Origin of the sequence: Capnocytophaga genosp. AHN8471 (assembly GCF_016806945.1) — a bacterium.
GTDB lineage: Bacteria > Bacteroidota > Bacteroidia > Flavobacteriales > Flavobacteriaceae > Capnocytophaga > Capnocytophaga periodontitidis.
Window position 1 is genome coordinate 1 of record NZ_JAESPJ010000033.1, and the last position, 16,805, is coordinate 16,805.

Sequence of the window (16,805 nt, forward strand, 5' to 3'; positions counted from 1 at the left end):
ATATAGAGTTGCTCTTTTTTATTATATCATCATTTCATCAAATCTCATCACAGCTCCTCACCATTACTCCTTCCCAATCAGCCTTGTCAGAGTCGTCTGCCCGTCCGATTTCCTCCTACAATTCTAAAAATAAAAAGAACCCTATCACTAGAATAGGGCTCCTTTAAACAAAAAACTAAAGGATATATAAAGATCCAGAAGAAAGATCCAGAAGAAACATCTATTCAAATAGTTGAAGATACAAAAGGTAACTATTTTAGGATAGAAGAAGCCAGTAATACAGACTACTTAACAGAAAAAATACTTCATTTAATAGTGTTAGCTATTGACTATAAAACAGGAATCTTTTTCTTTTTTTGAAATTATAAGGTAAGGGGTAATATTCCAGACGTGTTGTTAAAGAAGAGCTGTTACGTACTATGATATAGAGAGAAACTCTATCTTTCTTGGATGGGTTCGATGAAAAAGTCTTTTTTTATTTTTCTGTTGGGTTGTTTTCCTCAAGAAAGGTGGTAGATAGTAGGTTGTATGTTAGGAGCTGATATTCTCACTCTGCAATCTCCTTTAAAGAAAAGTTTATAATAACCTTCATCATTGGTTTTAACGTCGTACTTTATAGTGTCAGGAGTGGTTTCTATATATTCAATAGAAAGTTTATAATTTTTTATAATATTCTTCTGTTTATCATATACTGTCCCCTCTATAGTTCTTCCGCAAGGGGCTTCATATACAAATAAATAATAACTATAGGCTGCTACTATCACAAGAAAAATGATATAGAAGAAGAAAGAAATCTTAATTATTTTGTTGATTATATGATTCATAACTGATTGTATAAGATAGTGCAATTGGTGCTTTTTTGAGGGATTTCCTGAGAGTAAAGAAAAGTGTGGCTATTAGTTGAGTATATTGATATGCTTGCGCTTTTAAAATACCCCTTGTTGTTCGTTCTAATGGTGTAGGTTGTTTCACCTTCTTTATAGGATGTATTCTCTAACAGAAACTCACAATTCGTTATGGGATTATGTTTTTTATCATATACATATATTTCTATTGTTGCATCGCGAACATCCCTATCCATATAAAAGTAAACAAGATTAAAACCCACTATAAAAAACATAGAGAGTAGATAGATAGCTATTTTAATTATGTTAATCAAGGTGTTTTTCATTTTTTCTTCAATACCTAAATTCCTCCCAACCATATTGCCAATATTCAGGATTAGGACTAAAATCTCCATCTCCTAAATCAAAATCTCCAGAGCAGGGAATACGATATTCTCCCCAAGAGGCTACCGAAGTTTTTTTAGTAGTATAACTCGTCCAAGTGCCAAAAAATTGGTAGTTTCTTTCACCATCATCGTGGAAAGGAATATAATAAACGGGAGCTGCATTTACTTTTTTAAACCACATTACAATCATCTTTCCTTTAAAAATGCCAGTAGCTGTAAGATTTTCGTCTTCTGTTAATTGGTATGAAAAAGTTGAAAAACCTTCTACTTCTCCCTTTTTAGGGAGAGGAGGATCATCGTCAGCTGGTTTGGTAAATTTGTAGTGAGAAAGTAAAGAAAAAGTTCCTTTGAAAGTTCGTTTGTTTTTATTCATCACAGTGCTAAAGCCCTCTACCTCATATACATTCTTGTTTTCTTCACTCTTCTTTATGGAAGTGAAAGTGATGCGCAAGCGTTTATAATTAGCTCCTATAAATCCTAAGAAATTATCTTTTTTACCATTTAAAACTTTCTTCATATCAAGAGGAGCGGTATATTTTTTATAAGGGACATCATAAGTTGTTTCCTTTACAACATCCTCAAAAGTACAAGGTTGCGCATATATCGCGCTACATAGCAACACTAATGTATAACAAAACCATCTGTTTAGTAATTTCTTCATATTTTTCATTTTCTTTATTTTTCACTAAAAGATTTTAGATCAAATGAGGGTGTCCGAAAAGTTTTATTTATGTGGGCGTTTGCAAAACGCCCGTACATAACATACTCTAAAAGTAATTGATTATCAGTTTTATAGACTTTGTCAAAGTCCAAGGACTTTGACAAAGTGTTGTGACGCAAAAGTGATTTTGAGACTTTTTGAAAAGTGCCTGTGTAGCGATGGGGAATTTTACCTCTTTTTAATTCTACTCTTGTGAATATAGCCTATTTCATTGTCTTTTGTCATTACTTGCCACCAATTTCCTGTGGTATCCAGTACTCTTATGGGTAGTCCTGAATCTACTGTAGCTATAATTTTAGAAGAAGTACTCTTACCTTCTCTTACATTGGTATAACCATCTGGGTCAGAGATATAGTATTCATAAAATTCTAAGTATACTTCAATATCTTCCTTGTCAGATTTTGATCTTTTAGGGTCTTTAAGAATCTTTAATATAATCTCTTTTACCTCTAAATCCCCTCTAAGCACAAGGTATTCAAGAACAGGACCATCAACATAATGAAATTGTTGATAGGTATATTTGACATCCCATAACGCAGATTTGTATGACAAAATACGAGCTTCCTCTAATTCTTTTAACTTTTGATTGAGATTTTTGTCATTTTTAAATAGCATCTTCATTTTTTGTTTTAAAGTATTATTACTCAAATCCCATTCAGACAATTCATCAAAATAGTCATCAGGATCGGCTTTAATTTTATTAGAATTCTTGTATAAAAACTCTAAAAATTCCTTTTCAGTATCAAAATCTCTATGATGCTGTGCTCTGCATTGAAATATGCAACTAATTAATAGTATTAATAGTATTTTTTTCATTTTATTTTCAATTCTTTTTAATACCTAAACTCCTCCCAACCATATTGCCAATATTTAGAATCTGGATAGAATGTTCCATCACCTCCATCAAAATCTCCAGAGCAGGGAATACGATCTTCTCCCCAAGAGGCTACCGAAGTTTTTTTAGTTTTATAACTTGTCCAAGTGCCAAAAAATTGGTAATTTCTACTTCCGTCACTCTGAATAAATAGTTCAGTATATACAGGTTTTTTATTTATTTCCTTGTACCAAAGAACAAGCATTTCTCCCTTAAAAACACCTGTAGCTGTAAGATTCTCGTCTTCTTTTAGCGTATATGAAAAAGTGGAAAAACCTTCTGCTTCTCCCTTTTTTAGAGGCTCATCCTCATCAAAAGCGGGTTCTGTAAGTCTGTAATGAGACTGCAAAGAGAAAGTTCCTTTGAAAGTTCGTTTGTTTTTGTTCATCACAGTGCTAAAACCCTCTACTTCATAGACATCTTTGTTTTCTTCACTCTTTTTTATAGAGGTGAAAGTGATGCGCAAGCGTTTGCGATTTACCCCTATGAATCCTAAAAAGTCATCTTTTTTACCATTTAAAACTTGCAACATATCAAGATGAATGTTGTATTTTTCATAAGATACATTATGTGTTGTTCTCTCTATGACATCTTTGAATGTACAAGGTTGTGCATACATTGTGCTACATAGCAACACTAATGTATAACAAAACCATCTGTTTAGTAATTTCTTCATATTTTTCATTTTCTTTATTTTTCTTAAAAAAGAGAATTTATATATTTTTTACTTGACAAGTGAGAGTCGTCTTCTGCATTTTTTACCTTCTTTTCAAATAGAAACTGCCATTTTCCACTCTTCTTTTGATAATATTTTCCTATAAAAGGGAATGAGATGCTAAATTCATCATCACTATCTACTCTTACATATTTCATAGGTACAAAAAAACCTATTATCCCCCAATTTTTCTCATTTTTTATCATTTCTTTCAGTATTTTGTCAATTTTCTTATTATCAGTGTCTGAAAAATAGTGGTAATCATACAATTCATTATATAATGGCTTTAGTTGGTTATTTTTCTCAAAATTCTTCAAATAATCAATATCTGATTTTAATCTTGGTATATAATAAATTGTAAAATGTCCTACTTTTGGAATCATATAAGATGACATAGGTATTTTATCAGATATATCAAAATAGATTTTTTCTTCTTTATTGAAGTATCTTGTTATACTATTGTTATTTTCTTGTGCTCTACAAGAAAATAATATGAAAAATATACAGCTTACTAAAAAATATTTTGTTTTCATTTTCTTTATTTTTATAATAAAAGATTTAAAATCATAGACTTTGCCAAAGGTCGTAGCACGACAAGCAATTAAAACTTTAGCAAAGTGTTGTGATGCAAATTTTGCAATCTAATTCTGATTGACTGTAATTTTATTCCCGAAATCGATACTCTTCTACTAAACTATCGATATATCTATCTTGTAACCTATGGATTTCTTGTTCTATTTCATCTGTAATAGTATATGTTTTTCTTATTGACCATTTGCCATTTTCTAAAACATAAGCATCTTCCTTATAAGGATATTTAGGATTATAAGATGTCTCTAAATGTGGTGTGTATTTCAAATATTTTTTACCTATAATGAAGATAACTGCATTGAAATGTTTGTTGAGCTCTTCTATCGATAACGATGATATTTCTTGTCTTACTTTTTCCCAACAAGGCTCATTATCACTGCATTTAGATGTAATGGCATAGGTATCAAACCTTTTTGTCTTGGGAATTAGAATGACATTCGCATTTCCTAATTCATTCCCTTTGTAAGGACAACCATAATACGGAATTTGATAATAGCCCTCTCTGGGATAAAACTCATCATATTTAAAGATTTTATATAACTCTTTTCTATTTATATTGGTTGTATCATTTTTATTTTCTATAAATGCTTGGTAATCCAGATTTATTTCAGGAGTATTTTCCTGAGGATTTTCTTCAGAGATGATATCCTCATTTAGCGGAACTTGCTCCTCAAGAGGCGCGTCTGCTTTATTATTTTGTTGAGAATTACGGCAAGCCACCGCAATTATTAAAATTAGTATAATGATTTTTTTCATCTTTAGGGAGTTTATTTAATTCTCTTATTTCTTAATTGTTCCAATCGGAATTCTTTAAAATTCTTGTAGAAAACGAAATCTTCAGGGAGCAGTTGGTATTTAATATTCCATACAATAGTATCTTTCTGCCTAAAAAGAAGGAAACGTTCATAGCTGCGATTATAACTATTTTTAAAATTTAGAAAAGGATATACTTTAGCATTATTGAGAAATGCTTCAGGTATTGATGAAAAAAGACTATCTGCATTGAAAGGGATATCCACTATAATAGAATTTTTAAGCTGAACGCCCTCATTATAATTTTCTTTATAGATTAAATATCTATTTTTAGTAATTTCAACTCTCTCTAATGCTACTTTACCAACATTTATAGGAATGTCAGGTTTCACATAAAAATATTTAATTTTCAGAATTTCATTTTCATTGGATTTTTGTGCTTTCTCTATGGTATTTTTGTTGCTTTTCTGTTGTTGGGTAGAGCAAAAAAAGAATGAAAAAGCGATTAGTAACAAGTAAAATCTCATCTGTTTAGGAATTTAAAAGCTAATATGCTGACAAAGGTAATGATTTTTTAGTGGAAATCAAAAAAAATTAATGTGAAGAGCTAATTCAATTAACAATTGACAAGTAAGAATTAACATAAGATGGTGCGGAGGGATTGGCGGCTGGCGCTGCTGGGTTTTGTGGATTGTGAGGCTAAATAGGGGTAATTTATAGAGATAAGCTCCCACAAAGCCAGCGAGCTGGCGCAGCTGGGTATGTGAAACACGAATTTTCACGAAATTGGGGGTGTATAGAACTCTTTGCTTTGTATTATCTCACGAATTTTTACCTGACGGTGAATTAAAAGTCTTAATCAACTTTGCCAAAGGTCGTAGCACGACAAGCAATTAAAACTTTGGCAAAGTGTTGTGACGCAAATTTTGTAATCGAATTTGGTAATTGTCATTTACTTTTTGAGTTTGCTCAGTGGGAATTTCATTGGGATTTTGTTTTCTTCTCTCCTTAAACATTCGTTGATTGGGTATGGTGTATAGAGAAAATTCACAAAAAAAGCTTATTAGAGAGAGAATTAGCAATACAATTATCTTTTTCCATCCCATTTTCATAAAAAATATAGAAAATAGAAGAATGAAAGGATACACTAATATTATCCAAAAAAAACAAGCGAACAATACTGTCATTATAGCTGAAAATAGATAATCAAAACTGAAAGAAAAATTTTCATACCACATTCTATTGAAAAAGCGATGTGCTTGTGGATAGTTGTAATATACAGCAGTTAGAAATATAAATACCAGAAATAACACTACTTGTGCTTTGTATATATTGTGACTGTATTTTCTTAAAAACATAAATACTCAGAAATTATTTGAATGAAAAAGCTGCTAAAATTCAGGGAGTTTGGGCAAAGATACAAAAATAAATGGATTATTTGCTTTTTTGTATGGGAATAGGTAGTATGCGGAATTTTAACGGCTGAGGCTGTCCGAAAGGTTTTATTTGTGTAGGTGTTGCAGCACATACTTAGCTATCGCTGACTTTCCTACATAACATAATTCAAAAACAACTGATTATCAAGGTGTGAATTATGATGAATTGAACAAATAGAGAATACTATTAGGATAATAATAAAACACCCCAAGGCATTGTGCTTTGGGGTGTTTTATTATTCCTATAAATCAGTAGTAGTTTCAGCCTTTAGGAATTTATCAATAGTAGTGTAACGATAAACCCCCATTGTATAAGCTTTTCCTCTACCTTCTCCTTTGTGAATGATATTAATTTGAGGAAGTTCTTTTTTTCCTATATCTTCTGGGATGACTTTTCTTAGGAGATAAAACTTGCGTCTATCCCCTCTATAAGTAGTATCTCGTTCTTTAAGATATTGAGCTACTTTTTCATTGTTTTTTGCCTCTTCATTCAAGTCTGTATTGTCTTTTACATTTTCTATTTTGAATAGGCTTTTGATTGCTTTTTTATGATAGAAAGCTAAATAACCACTTTCTTTGCTACTTCTTTCATTTTGACAAGCATAAAAAAGGTATTTTTCTGCAATGTTTTCACCAAAACCACCTGCAGCTATTTGTACCCTTTCTTCAGGTTTATCAAGTAAGTTAAATTCTTCAAGCAGTTTTTCAAATTCAGTGATAAGAAAAGATAGTACTTCTGACTCTGGTTTTACTATTTCATTCTTGAGAATGTCATTTACTCGTTTCCAATTGATCCAAAAGAGTCGCTCTACATCATTAACTTTGTCCTTTAAAATTTGAGGTTTTTTACTATCGGAAGTGATGTAGATAATGTAGGTTTTTGGGTGTAATTGGGCATTTTGAATGAGTCCATTAAGTTGTTTTTTATCAACTTTGTTATTTCCTATTTTACTTTCAATGAATATTCTGAAAGAAAAGTCGCACTCTAACAAACCATCATATACATTATTTTCCTCACCTGTTTGAGTAGTAATGTTGATTTCCTTTGATGGAAATTCAACTTCTTCGATACTTGCTATAAAATCGGAAATGAACTCTGTGCCGCCTATTTTTAAGATTTGTAAAAGGGCAGCAGTTACTCTATTTTCGTTTTGGGAGTAACTTCCAAAAATAGAATGATTTTCTATTTTACTCATACTATTATTGTTTTAGTTATTACTTTATGTTTGATTGTGCAAATATACTGATTTATTATATATCTGCATTCATATAATTTTGTTTACCAATAATTTTCCAGAAGAATTTTAAAACCCACCAAATTACTTTGAAAGGGAATAAAAGAATCCGTAACAAAATTGATGTTTTCTTTTTAGGAGGTGCATTCTCATCCCTCCTTTGAAGCGTTTTTTCGTGTGCATCTCTACATCTTGAAGAGCAATAGACGTTATCACTTGCTATCCATTCAATGACATTTTCTCTTGAAGATCTTACAATCCTCCCATCTTTTAAAGGTTTTCCACACCATTTACAATGTAACATAATTAAATATAGTTTTTAGTGAGTGCCTACTCTAAATGGTTTTCGGCTTCCCCAATGTTTTACAAAAATAGTTTGCGGGCATCCCGTTTTACTTAGCTCGTTGCCCGACCAAAGGCATAGTGTAAAGCAAAAGGAACGCCCGCATACGCGAACGCTTCCGTCTTTACTTTCTGTACACTATTGAAAAATTGGTCGTATTTCGAGCTTAGAAAATAAAAGCGAAACGCTACTAATATGTTTATTTTGTGTTTATCTAGTTTTTACTATAAAATATGTTTTATGAGTTTCTGCCAGCAAATATACAAAATAAAATGATAAGTACGTCCTTTTGCCTTGTTTTTTTAGCTATGAGGTAAGAGTTAAGAGGTAAGAATGCTTTGTTTGTACTTGATGATATGTAGCTCTTTTTCAATCTTTTTGGCTTTTTTAATGCTGTCGTTAGTGCCTTTTGACTGTCCGTCCCAGAAGGCAAAAACCACTTCAGCATTTTCAATAATTTGGGTGTTGCGCACAAGGGTAGCCCCACGCCCATACTTTCGATAGTCGGGTTTGAAAACGAGGAGAGGAATACCCATCTCGGCAGCAAATTGTGCGGCGAGAGTGTCGGCTCCTTTAGCACCACCCGATACGATATTTTCGGGTTTTTCGTGCGTGTTGATATACGCTAAAATACTTTCTTTCAGTAGGGTGTAATCGCTAAAATCACGTCCCCCAACAATGGCTATATTCATATAAATCGTTATTTGTTGGGGCAAAAGTCGATAGCAAGGGCGACAAAAACTGTCGCTTGAAGAAAAAAGTTTGTATATTTGCAAAAAAATAATAAAATGAAGAAGTTTTTAAGACACCGTTTTATTGTGGAACGCCTGCGTATGAAGCCTCATTCGTATGAAGATTTGATAAGAGCTTTACAAAAAAGTGACGAATATTGCGATCTTGAGATGTTTACTGATCGTACTTTTCTCCGTGATAAACAAGATATTGAGAAAATCTACCACATAAAAATTGAGTATAACAACTCTCTTAAAGCATACGAAATCACAGAAGATAACGACCTCTATACTCAGAATTTATTAGAAGCGTTTGATGTGTTTAGAGCGTTGCAGAATTATGGCAATCTTTCTGAGGTTATTCAGTTTGAAAAGCGATTGCCTGCGGGTACGGAATATTTGTCGCCGCTGCTTAGGGCTATCAAAGAAAAGCGACAGGTAGCGTTGCATTACTATAAGTTTTGGGATAAAAACAAACAGCCGGTGGTGCGCACGATAGAGCCTTATTTGCTGAAAGAAGCGCAAAGACGTTGGTATGTATTAGCGTGGGATGTGGAGAAAGAAGCGTTGCGGGTGTTTGGCTTGGATAGAATTAAGCACTTAGACGATGAGCGGGGGGTGAAGTTTCAGCATCCTGTACCGGAGGGCGTAGAGCACTTTTTTGACGATAGTTTTGGGGCGTGGATAGACAACGAGCGTACGCAAGCGGAAGAGGTGGTGCTCGCCTTTAAAAAGTTACCTACCGACTCGCTTTTTGTGCCTAACCCCGCTGAATACCTCAAAGCGATGCCTTTGCACTCTTCGCAAGAGGTGATGAGTGAAACTGAAGATGAAATTGTGCTCAAACTGCACTTGAAAATTACTCCCGATTTTGTGAAGGAAATACAATCGTACGGCAGTAGGGTAGAGTGGAGGTAAACAATTGTACGAGTGGCTCAAACTGCCAAAATGGCACTGTTTTTGTAAATGGCAAATTGTTTGCTATCAAAATACGAAATAAATCTAATAAGAATCATTATGAGTACTGAAGATATTAACAAAGACGATTTTGAATTTGAACAAGACCCTGTGGATTACACTCCTGAAGAGGATATGTACGAAACAGTAGAAATTCCTGAAGATGAGGACTTTTATGACTCCGATGAGGACGAGATGCCTTTTGACTTAGAAGACGACGACGACTCTTTTGAAGAAGAAGAAGAACCTGAAACAGAAGAAGAATCGGAAGAGCCTGAAGCAGGAGAAGAGGAAGAACCTGAAGAAGAGGAAGAGCCAGAAGAAGAGGAAGAACCTGAAGAAGAGGAAGAAGAGTCTGAGGAGCCTTTTGAAAAAGAAGAGTCTGAAGAAGAGGAAGAAGAGTCTGAAACAGAGGAAGAAGAGCCTGAAACAGAGGAAGAAGCGCCTATAGAGCAACCTCCGGTAGAGGAAGATCCTGTTCCAGTAGAGGAAGAACCTATTGAACAGCCTCCATTAGAAGAAGAACCTGCTCATACTTCAGAACCTACTGATGAAGAGCAGATTATGTATAAAGACCCCAACGAACCTGAAAAAACGGATGAGTATTTCAACAAGGAAAGAGATCGCTATTTGCGTTTGTTTGCCGAGTTTGACAACTACCGCCGTAGAACTATTAAGGAACGTGAGGAGTTAATCGCTACTGCAGGAAAGGACATTTTGTCAGCTATGTTGCCTATAGTAGATGATTTTGACCGTGCTTTGGTGGAACTCTCTAAAACAGCAGATGAGAATACGCTACAAGGGGTGAAACTCATCTACAACAAACTTATCAATACACTAAAATCTAAAGGTTTAGAGCGTATGGACGTTGCTCCAAACGATGTATTCGACAGTGAAATTCACGAGGCAATTACGCTCATTCCTGCACCATCGCCTGAATATAAAGGCAGAATAGTGGATGTAGTGCAAGCAGGCTACAAATTAGGTGATAAAATAATACGTTTTCCTAAAGTAGTAGTAGCACAATAAGAAGGTTAAAATGAAAAGAGATTACTACGAGATATTAGAAGTACAGAAAACAGCTACGGCTGCCGAAATAAAAAAAGCATACCGCAAACAAGCATTAAAATATCACCCTGACAAGAATCCTGGAGACAAACAAGCTGAAGAGAATTTTAAATTAGCTGCTGAAGCCTACGAGGTGCTCAGCGATGAGAACAAACGCGCTCAGTACGACCGCTTTGGTCACGCTGCCTTTGAAGGTGGTATGGGAGGCGGTGGTTTCTCAATGGACGATATATTCAGTCAGTTTGGCGATATATTTGGCGGTCATTTTTCAGGGAATTTTGGTGGTTTTAGCGGTTTTGGAGGCAGCAGTCAGCAGGTATATGTGAAAGGTGAAAACTTGCGTATACGTGTGAAAGTTACCTTAGAAGACGTTGTAAAAGGTACTGAGAAGAAAATAAAAGTACGCCGCAAAGTAAAAGCTGAAGATACAACTTACAAAACTTGCCCAACGTGTAATGGTCGCGGACAGGTGGTGCGACAAGTGAATACAATGCTTGGTATGATGCAAACGGCATCTACTTGTACTGCTTGTGGCGGCACTGGTGAGGTGATTGATAAACGCGGTGCTGATACTGATTCACAAGGTTTGAAAACGGTTGAAGAGACTATCTCTATCAATATCCCAGCAGGGGTGATGGAGGGCATTCAGCTCAGTATGAGTGGCAAGGGGAATGAAGCTCCTGTGAAGAATAGTGTGCCTGGTGACCTTCTGATTCTCATTGAAGAACAAGAACACGAAACCCTTAAACGCGAAGGGGATAACTTGCATTACGATTTGTATATCAGTTTTCCTGAAGCTGTTTTAGGAGCTACTAAGGAAATAGAAACGGTAACAGGCAAGGTGCGCATCAAATTAGAAGAGGGCATACAATCGGGGAAAATACTGCGTTTGCGCGGTAAAGGTATCCCTAACTTGCAAGGACGCGCAACAGGTGATTTGATTGTTCACGTGAATGTATGGACTCCTAAACACTTGAACGACGAGCAAAAAGATTTCTTTAAAAAGATGCAAGAGGATGAGCATTTCAGTCCTAAACCTGATAAGAACGACAAGTCGTTCTTTGAGAAAGTAAAAGAAATGTTTTCGTGAAAATGAATGACGAGAGACGAGAGACGAATGACGAGAGACGAATGACGAGAGACGAATGACGAGAGACGAGGGAGGGAAAATCTCAGAGAGACTTGGAGGATCTCGGAGGGGGATTAGAAAATTAGATGTAATGAATAAAAATGAGGCTATCTATTGTTAGATAACCTCATTTTATTTTTATAAACTTTTTAGAAAGTTTCTTCTATAAAAAAATTATTAAATTCTTAGAAGAAGTAACGTTTGAAAGCTTCGATAGCGGCATAGTCGGCGAAGCCTAAATTGCGGTAACGACGAGCGGTTTCGCTGTTACGAGCTTCGGCGCGTTGCCAGAATTCGCGCAAGTCGTCTCCTTGGAACATAGCACCATCTTTTTGAGATTGATGGAAGAAGATGGCTTGACGTTTTTTGAGTACTTGTGTGGGACTCATAGGGACTGCCATTTCGATTTCGTGGATATCCCATTCGTGCCAAGCTCCACGGTATAACCATACCCAGCAGTCTTTCATATAATCTTTGTGTTTTAAGTTTTTCAAAGCAGCAAAGATAGCGTCAAGACATACTTTGTGAGTACCGTGAGGGTCGGCGAGGTCACCAGCGGCATAGATTTGGTGAGGTTTTACTTCTTCAATCAAATCCATAATGATTTTGATATCGGCTTCACCTATAGGGTTCTTTTTCACGCCACCTGTTTCATAGAAAGGCAAGTTGAGGAAGTGTACGTGTTTATCAGGAACTCCTTCGTAGCGTGTAGCAGCCAATGATTCGTGGCGACGGATGTTGCCTTTGAGTTGGCGTACGAGGAGGCTATCGATTTCGTTGGATTTTTTGTTGGTGATGTTGCTAATAATCTCGTTGATTACGGCTACTTCGGCTTTGTTTTCTTTGGCTATATCTTTGAATACTTCGGCGAATTTAAGTGCTTCGTGGTCGGATACGGCAAAGTTACCGGAAGTTTGGTAAGCGACGTGTACTTCGTGACCTTGAGAGACTAAGCGGTCGAAAGTACCACCCATAGAAATCACGTCGTCGTCGGGGTGAGGGCTGAAGATGATTACGCGTTTTTTGTGAGGATGTTCGCGTTCAGGGCGGTTTGTATCGTCGGCATTAGGTTTACCTCCTGGCCATCCAGTAATGGTGTGTTGCAAGCGGTTGAACATAGCGATGTTCAAATCGTAAGCAGGACCTGATTCAGCCAAGAGTTTGGACATACCGTACTCGTTGTAATCGGAATCGGTGAGTTTGAGGATTGTTTTATTAAGGTGTTCGCAAAGCCAAACGATAGCTTTCGCTTTGAGGTCTTCGTTCCACTGTACATCGGTAACGAGCCAAGGGGTTTTGATACGGATGAGGTCGGAAGAAGCTTCTTCGTCTAATACAAAAGTAGTGTTTTCGTGGAGTTGTAGGTAGCTTGAAGGTACTTCGGGGGTGATATCGCCTTCGACGGCTTTGGCTACGATAGATGCTTTACTACTACCCCAAGCAAGCAATACGATGCGATGAGCTTTTAACACGGTGCGTATACCCATTGTAATGGCTTGACGAGGTACATTGTCGATACCGTGGAAGGTTTCGGCGGCGTCGGCGCGTGTGATATGGTCGAGGGTGATGATGCGGGTACCGGAGTTGCGGTTAGAACCAGGTTCGTTGAAGCCGATGTGGCCTGTACGACCGATACCGAGGAGTTGGAAATCGATTCCGCCGCAATCTTGGATTTTTTTATCGTAATTAGCGCAGTAGGCTTCTAACTCGTCGTGAGATACGGTTCCGTTAGGGATATTGATATTTTCTTTTGGGATATCAATATGGTTGAAGAGGTGTTCGTGCATAAAGTACCAATAACTTTGTATATCCTGTTTTTCCATTGGATAATACTCGTCTAAGTTGAAGGTAATTACGTTTTTGAAGCTAAGGCCTTCTTCTTTGTGCATACGCACAAGTTCGTCGTAAACTTTTACTGGAGAGGATCCAGTGGCTAAGCCTAATACGCATTTTTTGCCTTCGGCTTGTTTCTTTTTGATAAGGTCGGCGATTTCGTGTGCGACACTAATTGAAGCGGTTACTGAGTTCGAGAAGATGATGTTGTGGATTTTCTCGAAACGAGTTTCCTCAACGGAGCCGGCGGGCTGATGAGCGATTGATGAAACTTCTTTTCTGATATGTGTTCTCATTTTTTATTGATAAATGATGTTATAATAATTTCAGATTTGACCCTGCAAAGGTATATCTTTTTTATGATTTATACAAAAAAAATTAACATTTTATTATAATGATGAGGGACGAATGACGAGGGACGAATGACGAGGGGCGAATGACGAGGGACGAATGACGAGGGACGAATGACGAGAGACGAGGGCCCCCGAACCCCCGAAGGGGGACAAGCCGGAAAGGGGGGTGGTGGGAGGAATGGGAGTAGTGGGAGTAGTGGGAGCGGTGGGAGCAGTGGGAAAGGTGGGAATGGTGAGAGGGGTGGGAGGGGTGGGAGCAGTGATTTTGAGGGTTTTTGGATTGCTTTGTGATGTGAGATAAAAGAAGGTGTCCGAAAAGTTTTATTTATGTGGGCGTTTGCAAAACGCCCCTACATAACATACTTCAAAAATTATTGATAATCAGAGTAGTCAACTTTGGCAAAGGTGCGAGCCGCACGGGCAGGGGATTGACGATGCAAATTTTGTAAAGCAATTCTGATTGACTATAATTTTGATTATAAGTGAGGAATGGGGGACTTTAGCACTGAGATTTATTCTTGTTTGGGGTGATCGGCGGGGGCATTGTAGCAGTTTTGTTGGCATACTCCCCAATAATCGATGTAGAATTCACCATAAATTACCCCCAAAACTTTACTGCTATTTGTGGTTACTTTTATAAAATTGTTATCGTGACTTATGATTCTGTCATAGCGAGGGGGTATTTCCGATCCATCTGGTCTCACAAAACCCCACCTGCCACCTACAAAAAAAGGTATAATCTGGTTAATACCCAACCCTGAGTTAAAATCCATTGTTTCATTGGATAGGACATCGTATTTCAAAGAAGTAATGGCTTTTCCGTTTTTATCGATGAGCTGCCACTTATTTTTCTTTCGCACGGCAAGATATTTTTGCCACGCCCTTTTTTGGGTGTTGAAAGTAATTTTTTGTGTAGCATAATTGATACTTCCTTTTTCGTATCCAGTTTTTATTTTATCTTCATTAATTTTTTTGATATCATCGTATATAGGCGGCAATATTTCTTTTCCTTCAAGGTTGATAATACCATAGCTATTCCCTACTTTTACGACACTAAGTCCGCCGTAACTGTGGCTTATTTCATCGTATTTTATAGGAGTAAGTTCTTTTCCTTGGTTGTTTACCCAACCGTATTTGTTATTTTTCTTTACTGTAAAAATTTGGTAATAGGTTTCATCAAAAAAGGTGTACTCAAAGGTGTCTTCATTTTCACCTTCGGATGTTTCATATCCTACATTTAATCCTTCTATTGCATCGTAAATAGGTTTGGTGAGGGATTTTCCAGTTATTTCGTTGATGATTTGCCATTTTCCTGCTGTTTTAGCAAAAGCAAACCCTTGAAAATCTCTTTTTAAATCGTCGTACAGTGGAGTTATGAGGATATTTTTGTCGGTTATAAGTCCTTTTTTACCATTTTTTGTTATTAAGAATCGATGATGAGCGCAATGTCCTAACGAATCGTACTCAAAGGGTATCACTACTTGTTGTTTGCGATTGATAGCACCCCACTTTCCTTGTTTTTTTACACTTGCGCAATTGTTGATGAAATAAAGGGCTTCCTCATATATAGGATTGATGAGCACTTTGTACGTGATGGCATCGGCATAGCCTTGTTTGCCGTTTTTCCACAGTTTTAGTAGCTCATAATTTTCGATTGTTTGTATGCTATCGTAAATGGGAGGGAGTAACACTTCTTTTGTAAAGGTTTTTACAATGCCCCATTTGTTTTTTTGTTTTACAAAAAAGGCTTCATTATCATCGTCTTCAGAAAATCCATAGAAAAAATCTTTGATATCTTCATATTTTGGTGGCAAAGCCATTTTTCCTTCACAGGTGAGCAATCCCCATTGATTATCTTTTTTCACCTTTCTGTAATAATGATTATCGAGGTTATTTACAATAGCTTCGTATACAAACGGAATGGCAATATTCCCGTCGGTATCAATGGCACCCCATTTATTTTGTAGGCGTGCTATGGCTATTGCTTTTTCCTCACCAAAATCTTGAAATGTTCCGAGTGTATCGTATTTTATAGGGATATATTCTTCGCCTTTGGTATTGAGGTAGCCCCATTTGTTGTTTTTCTTGACGCGAGCACATTCGTAATACTCATCATAGGCATCAAACAGCTCGTATTCATTAGGAATGCTATCTTGGGTTTTGAGGTTGAAAGCTCCCCACTTATCATTGTGCATAAAAGGAATGATACCGCAATTAGGGTCGGCAGGCTTTTCTTCAGAACTGATAAACTCGGTTCCCCACCAATTATATACCTCCCAATGATGGTTCAAATAGCCATACAACAAAGTATCTTTAATTATAAGATCTTCGTACAAAGGAGTTAATAATTCTGTACCTTCCAGATTAAAAAGGCTAAAATAATTCTTTTCATTTCGTGCAATTATGATGCCTAAACGGTCAGAATCATTCACAGACGACTGAAAGTTATAAGCAAAAGGAGCCATCTCAGTTTTATCACAATTGTGGTAATGATCACAATTTGATGGCCAAACCCTATACAAAGCTTCTTTGCCGTTAAGAGTAAGGATTGCAATTACCGGATTGATAATATTTTCAACTTTTTTGTATTTAGCAACTGTAATATGTATATTATCGTACTTAGGAGGAAATATTACCTTGCCATCATACCTTGCTAAGCCCCATTTATCACCTTTGTTTATATAGACAAGTTGCTCATCTTCATCGGCTATTCTTATTTCATCGTATTGAGCACCCCAATCGTTGATGGTAAATTCGGATTGAGGTGTGTTGCTGTTGGAAGGGTGGCAAGCCCAAGCTAAGGTAAGTAAAAATAGAGCAAAGAGTTTCATTTTT

Annotated in this window: 16 protein-coding genes; 4 read left to right on the forward strand and 12 right to left on the reverse strand. The window is 36.4% G+C overall.

Annotation, left to right across the window (positions count from 1 at the left end):
- Positions 1-500: 500 nt before the first annotated feature.
- The 10 genes from JMN12_RS13800 to JMN12_RS13845 form a co-directional block, all read right to left on the reverse strand.
- On the reverse strand, positions 501-824 hold the full coding sequence (locus JMN12_RS13800) for a carboxypeptidase-like regulatory domain-containing protein (RefSeq protein ID WP_203081786.1): 324 nt from the start codon (positions 822-824) through the stop codon (positions 501-503).
- A gap of 354 nt (positions 825-1,178) precedes the next feature.
- Positions 1,179-1,892, reverse strand: a complete 714-nt coding sequence (locus JMN12_RS13805; protein ID WP_238423923.1) for a hypothetical protein — start codon at positions 1,890-1,892, stop codon at positions 1,179-1,181.
- A 228-nt stretch (positions 1,893-2,120) separates the two neighbouring features.
- Complete coding sequence (locus JMN12_RS13810; RefSeq protein ID WP_203139817.1) at positions 2,121-2,768, reverse strand: SH3 domain-containing protein; 648 nt, start codon at positions 2,766-2,768, stop codon at positions 2,121-2,123.
- Between the two features lie 17 nt (positions 2,769-2,785).
- Complete coding sequence (locus JMN12_RS13815; RefSeq protein ID WP_238423924.1) at positions 2,786-3,502, reverse strand: hypothetical protein; 717 nt, start codon at positions 3,500-3,502, stop codon at positions 2,786-2,788.
- A 23-nt stretch (positions 3,503-3,525) separates the two neighbouring features.
- A complete protein-coding gene (locus JMN12_RS13820; RefSeq protein WP_203139819.1) occupies positions 3,526-4,074 on the reverse strand; it encodes a hypothetical protein in 549 nt (182 codons plus the stop codon).
- Between the two features lie 130 nt (positions 4,075-4,204).
- Positions 4,205-4,888 (reverse strand): hypothetical protein, encoded by a 684-nt coding sequence (locus JMN12_RS13825; RefSeq protein WP_238423925.1) that lies wholly within the window; start codon positions 4,886-4,888, stop codon positions 4,205-4,207.
- 11 nt (positions 4,889-4,899) lie between these two features.
- Positions 4,900-5,412 (reverse strand): hypothetical protein, encoded by a 513-nt coding sequence (locus JMN12_RS13830; RefSeq protein ID WP_088593702.1) that lies wholly within the window; start codon positions 5,410-5,412, stop codon positions 4,900-4,902.
- 1,151 nt (positions 5,413-6,563) lie between these two features.
- The gene (locus JMN12_RS13835) at positions 6,564-7,517 is read right to left on the reverse strand and encodes a hypothetical protein (protein ID WP_203139821.1); all 954 of its coding nucleotides are present in this window, start codon (positions 7,515-7,517) and stop codon (positions 6,564-6,566) included.
- Positions 7,518-7,572: 55 nt separating this feature from the next.
- A complete protein-coding gene (locus tag JMN12_RS13840; protein ID WP_203082326.1) occupies positions 7,573-7,860 on the reverse strand; it encodes a hypothetical protein in 288 nt (95 codons plus the stop codon).
- A 359-nt stretch (positions 7,861-8,219) separates the two neighbouring features.
- Positions 8,220-8,591 carry a DUF2493 domain-containing protein gene (locus tag JMN12_RS13845; protein ID WP_198467733.1) on the reverse strand — a complete coding sequence of 124 codons (372 nt, stop codon included), beginning with the start codon at positions 8,589-8,591 and terminating at the stop codon, positions 8,220-8,222.
- Positions 8,592-8,687: 96 nt separating this feature from the next.
- On the opposite strand from JMN12_RS13845, the gene JMN12_RS13850 reads away from it, so the two are divergent.
- The 3 genes from JMN12_RS13850 to dnaJ all read left to right on the forward strand — a co-directional run bounded on the left by JMN12_RS13850 (position 8,688) and on the right by dnaJ (position 11,745).
- A complete protein-coding gene (locus JMN12_RS13850) occupies positions 8,688-9,548 on the forward strand; it encodes a helix-turn-helix transcriptional regulator (protein WP_203139823.1) in 861 nt (286 codons plus the stop codon).
- Between the two features lie 486 nt (positions 9,549-10,034).
- Positions 10,035-10,616 (forward strand): nucleotide exchange factor GrpE, encoded by a 582-nt coding sequence (locus JMN12_RS13855; protein ID WP_410494250.1) that lies wholly within the window; start codon positions 10,035-10,037, stop codon positions 10,614-10,616.
- Between the two features lie 10 nt (positions 10,617-10,626).
- A complete protein-coding gene (dnaJ, locus tag JMN12_RS13860; RefSeq protein WP_203139827.1) occupies positions 10,627-11,745 on the forward strand; it encodes a molecular chaperone DnaJ in 1,119 nt (372 codons plus the stop codon).
- A 224-nt stretch (positions 11,746-11,969) separates the two neighbouring features.
- On the opposite strand, the gene nagB is transcribed toward dnaJ, so the two are convergent.
- Positions 11,970-13,913, reverse strand: a complete 1,944-nt coding sequence (gene nagB, locus JMN12_RS13865) for a glucosamine-6-phosphate deaminase (protein WP_009414067.1) — start codon at positions 13,911-13,913, stop codon at positions 11,970-11,972.
- A 235-nt stretch (positions 13,914-14,148) separates the two neighbouring features.
- On the opposite strand from nagB, the gene JMN12_RS15505 reads away from it, so the two are divergent.
- The gene (locus JMN12_RS15505; RefSeq protein ID WP_262896526.1) at positions 14,149-14,271 is read left to right on the forward strand and encodes a hypothetical protein; all 123 of its coding nucleotides are present in this window, start codon (positions 14,149-14,151) and stop codon (positions 14,269-14,271) included.
- A 211-nt stretch (positions 14,272-14,482) separates the two neighbouring features.
- Here JMN12_RS15505 and JMN12_RS13870 read toward each other — a convergent pair whose 3' ends face one another.
- Positions 14,483-16,801, reverse strand: a complete 2,319-nt coding sequence (locus tag JMN12_RS13870; protein WP_203139829.1) for a WG repeat-containing protein — start codon at positions 16,799-16,801, stop codon at positions 14,483-14,485.
- Between the last annotated feature and the right edge of the window lie 4 nt (positions 16,802-16,805).

What these genes read in the sequence shown, in the direction of transcription:
- JMN12_RS13820 (WP_203139819.1), bottom strand. Translation starts at nt 4,074, where the DNA reads ATGAAAACAAAATATTTTTTAGTAAGCTGTATATTTTTCATATTATTT.
- JMN12_RS13870 (WP_203139829.1), bottom strand. Translation starts at nt 16,801, where the DNA reads ATGAAACTCTTTGCTCTATTTTTACTTACCTTAGCTTGGGCTTGCCAC.
- JMN12_RS13805 (WP_238423923.1), bottom strand. Translation starts at nt 1,892, where the DNA reads ATGAAGAAATTACTAAACAGATGGTTTTGTTATACATTAGTGTTGCTA.
- JMN12_RS13800 (WP_203081786.1), bottom strand. Translation starts at nt 824, where the DNA reads ATGAATCATATAATCAACAAAATAATTAAGATTTCTTTCTTCTTCTAT.
- JMN12_RS13840 (WP_203082326.1), bottom strand. Translation starts at nt 7,860, where the DNA reads ATGTTACATTGTAAATGGTGTGGAAAACCTTTAAAAGATGGGAGGATT.
- JMN12_RS13830 (WP_088593702.1), bottom strand. Translation starts at nt 5,412, where the DNA reads ATGAGATTTTACTTGTTACTAATCGCTTTTTCATTCTTTTTTTGCTCT.
- JMN12_RS13850 (WP_203139823.1), top strand. Translation starts at nt 8,688, where the DNA reads ATGAAGAAGTTTTTAAGACACCGTTTTATTGTGGAACGCCTGCGTATG.
- nagB (WP_009414067.1), bottom strand. Translation starts at nt 13,913, where the DNA reads ATGAGAACACATATCAGAAAAGAAGTTTCATCAATCGCTCATCAGCCC.
- JMN12_RS15505 (WP_262896526.1), top strand. Translation starts at nt 14,149, where the DNA reads ATGGGAGTAGTGGGAGTAGTGGGAGCGGTGGGAGCAGTGGGAAAGGTG.
- JMN12_RS13810 (WP_203139817.1), bottom strand. Translation starts at nt 2,768, where the DNA reads ATGAAAAAAATACTATTAATACTATTAATTAGTTGCATATTTCAATGC.
- JMN12_RS13825 (WP_238423925.1), bottom strand. Translation starts at nt 4,888, where the DNA reads ATGAAAAAAATCATTATACTAATTTTAATAATTGCGGTGGCTTGCCGT.
- JMN12_RS13815 (WP_238423924.1), bottom strand. Translation starts at nt 3,502, where the DNA reads ATGAAGAAATTACTAAACAGATGGTTTTGTTATACATTAGTGTTGCTA.
- JMN12_RS13835 (WP_203139821.1), bottom strand. Translation starts at nt 7,517, where the DNA reads ATGAGTAAAATAGAAAATCATTCTATTTTTGGAAGTTACTCCCAAAAC.
- dnaJ (WP_203139827.1), top strand. Translation starts at nt 10,627, where the DNA reads ATGAAAAGAGATTACTACGAGATATTAGAAGTACAGAAAACAGCTACG.
- JMN12_RS13845 (WP_198467733.1), bottom strand. Translation starts at nt 8,591, where the DNA reads ATGAATATAGCCATTGTTGGGGGACGTGATTTTAGCGATTACACCCTA.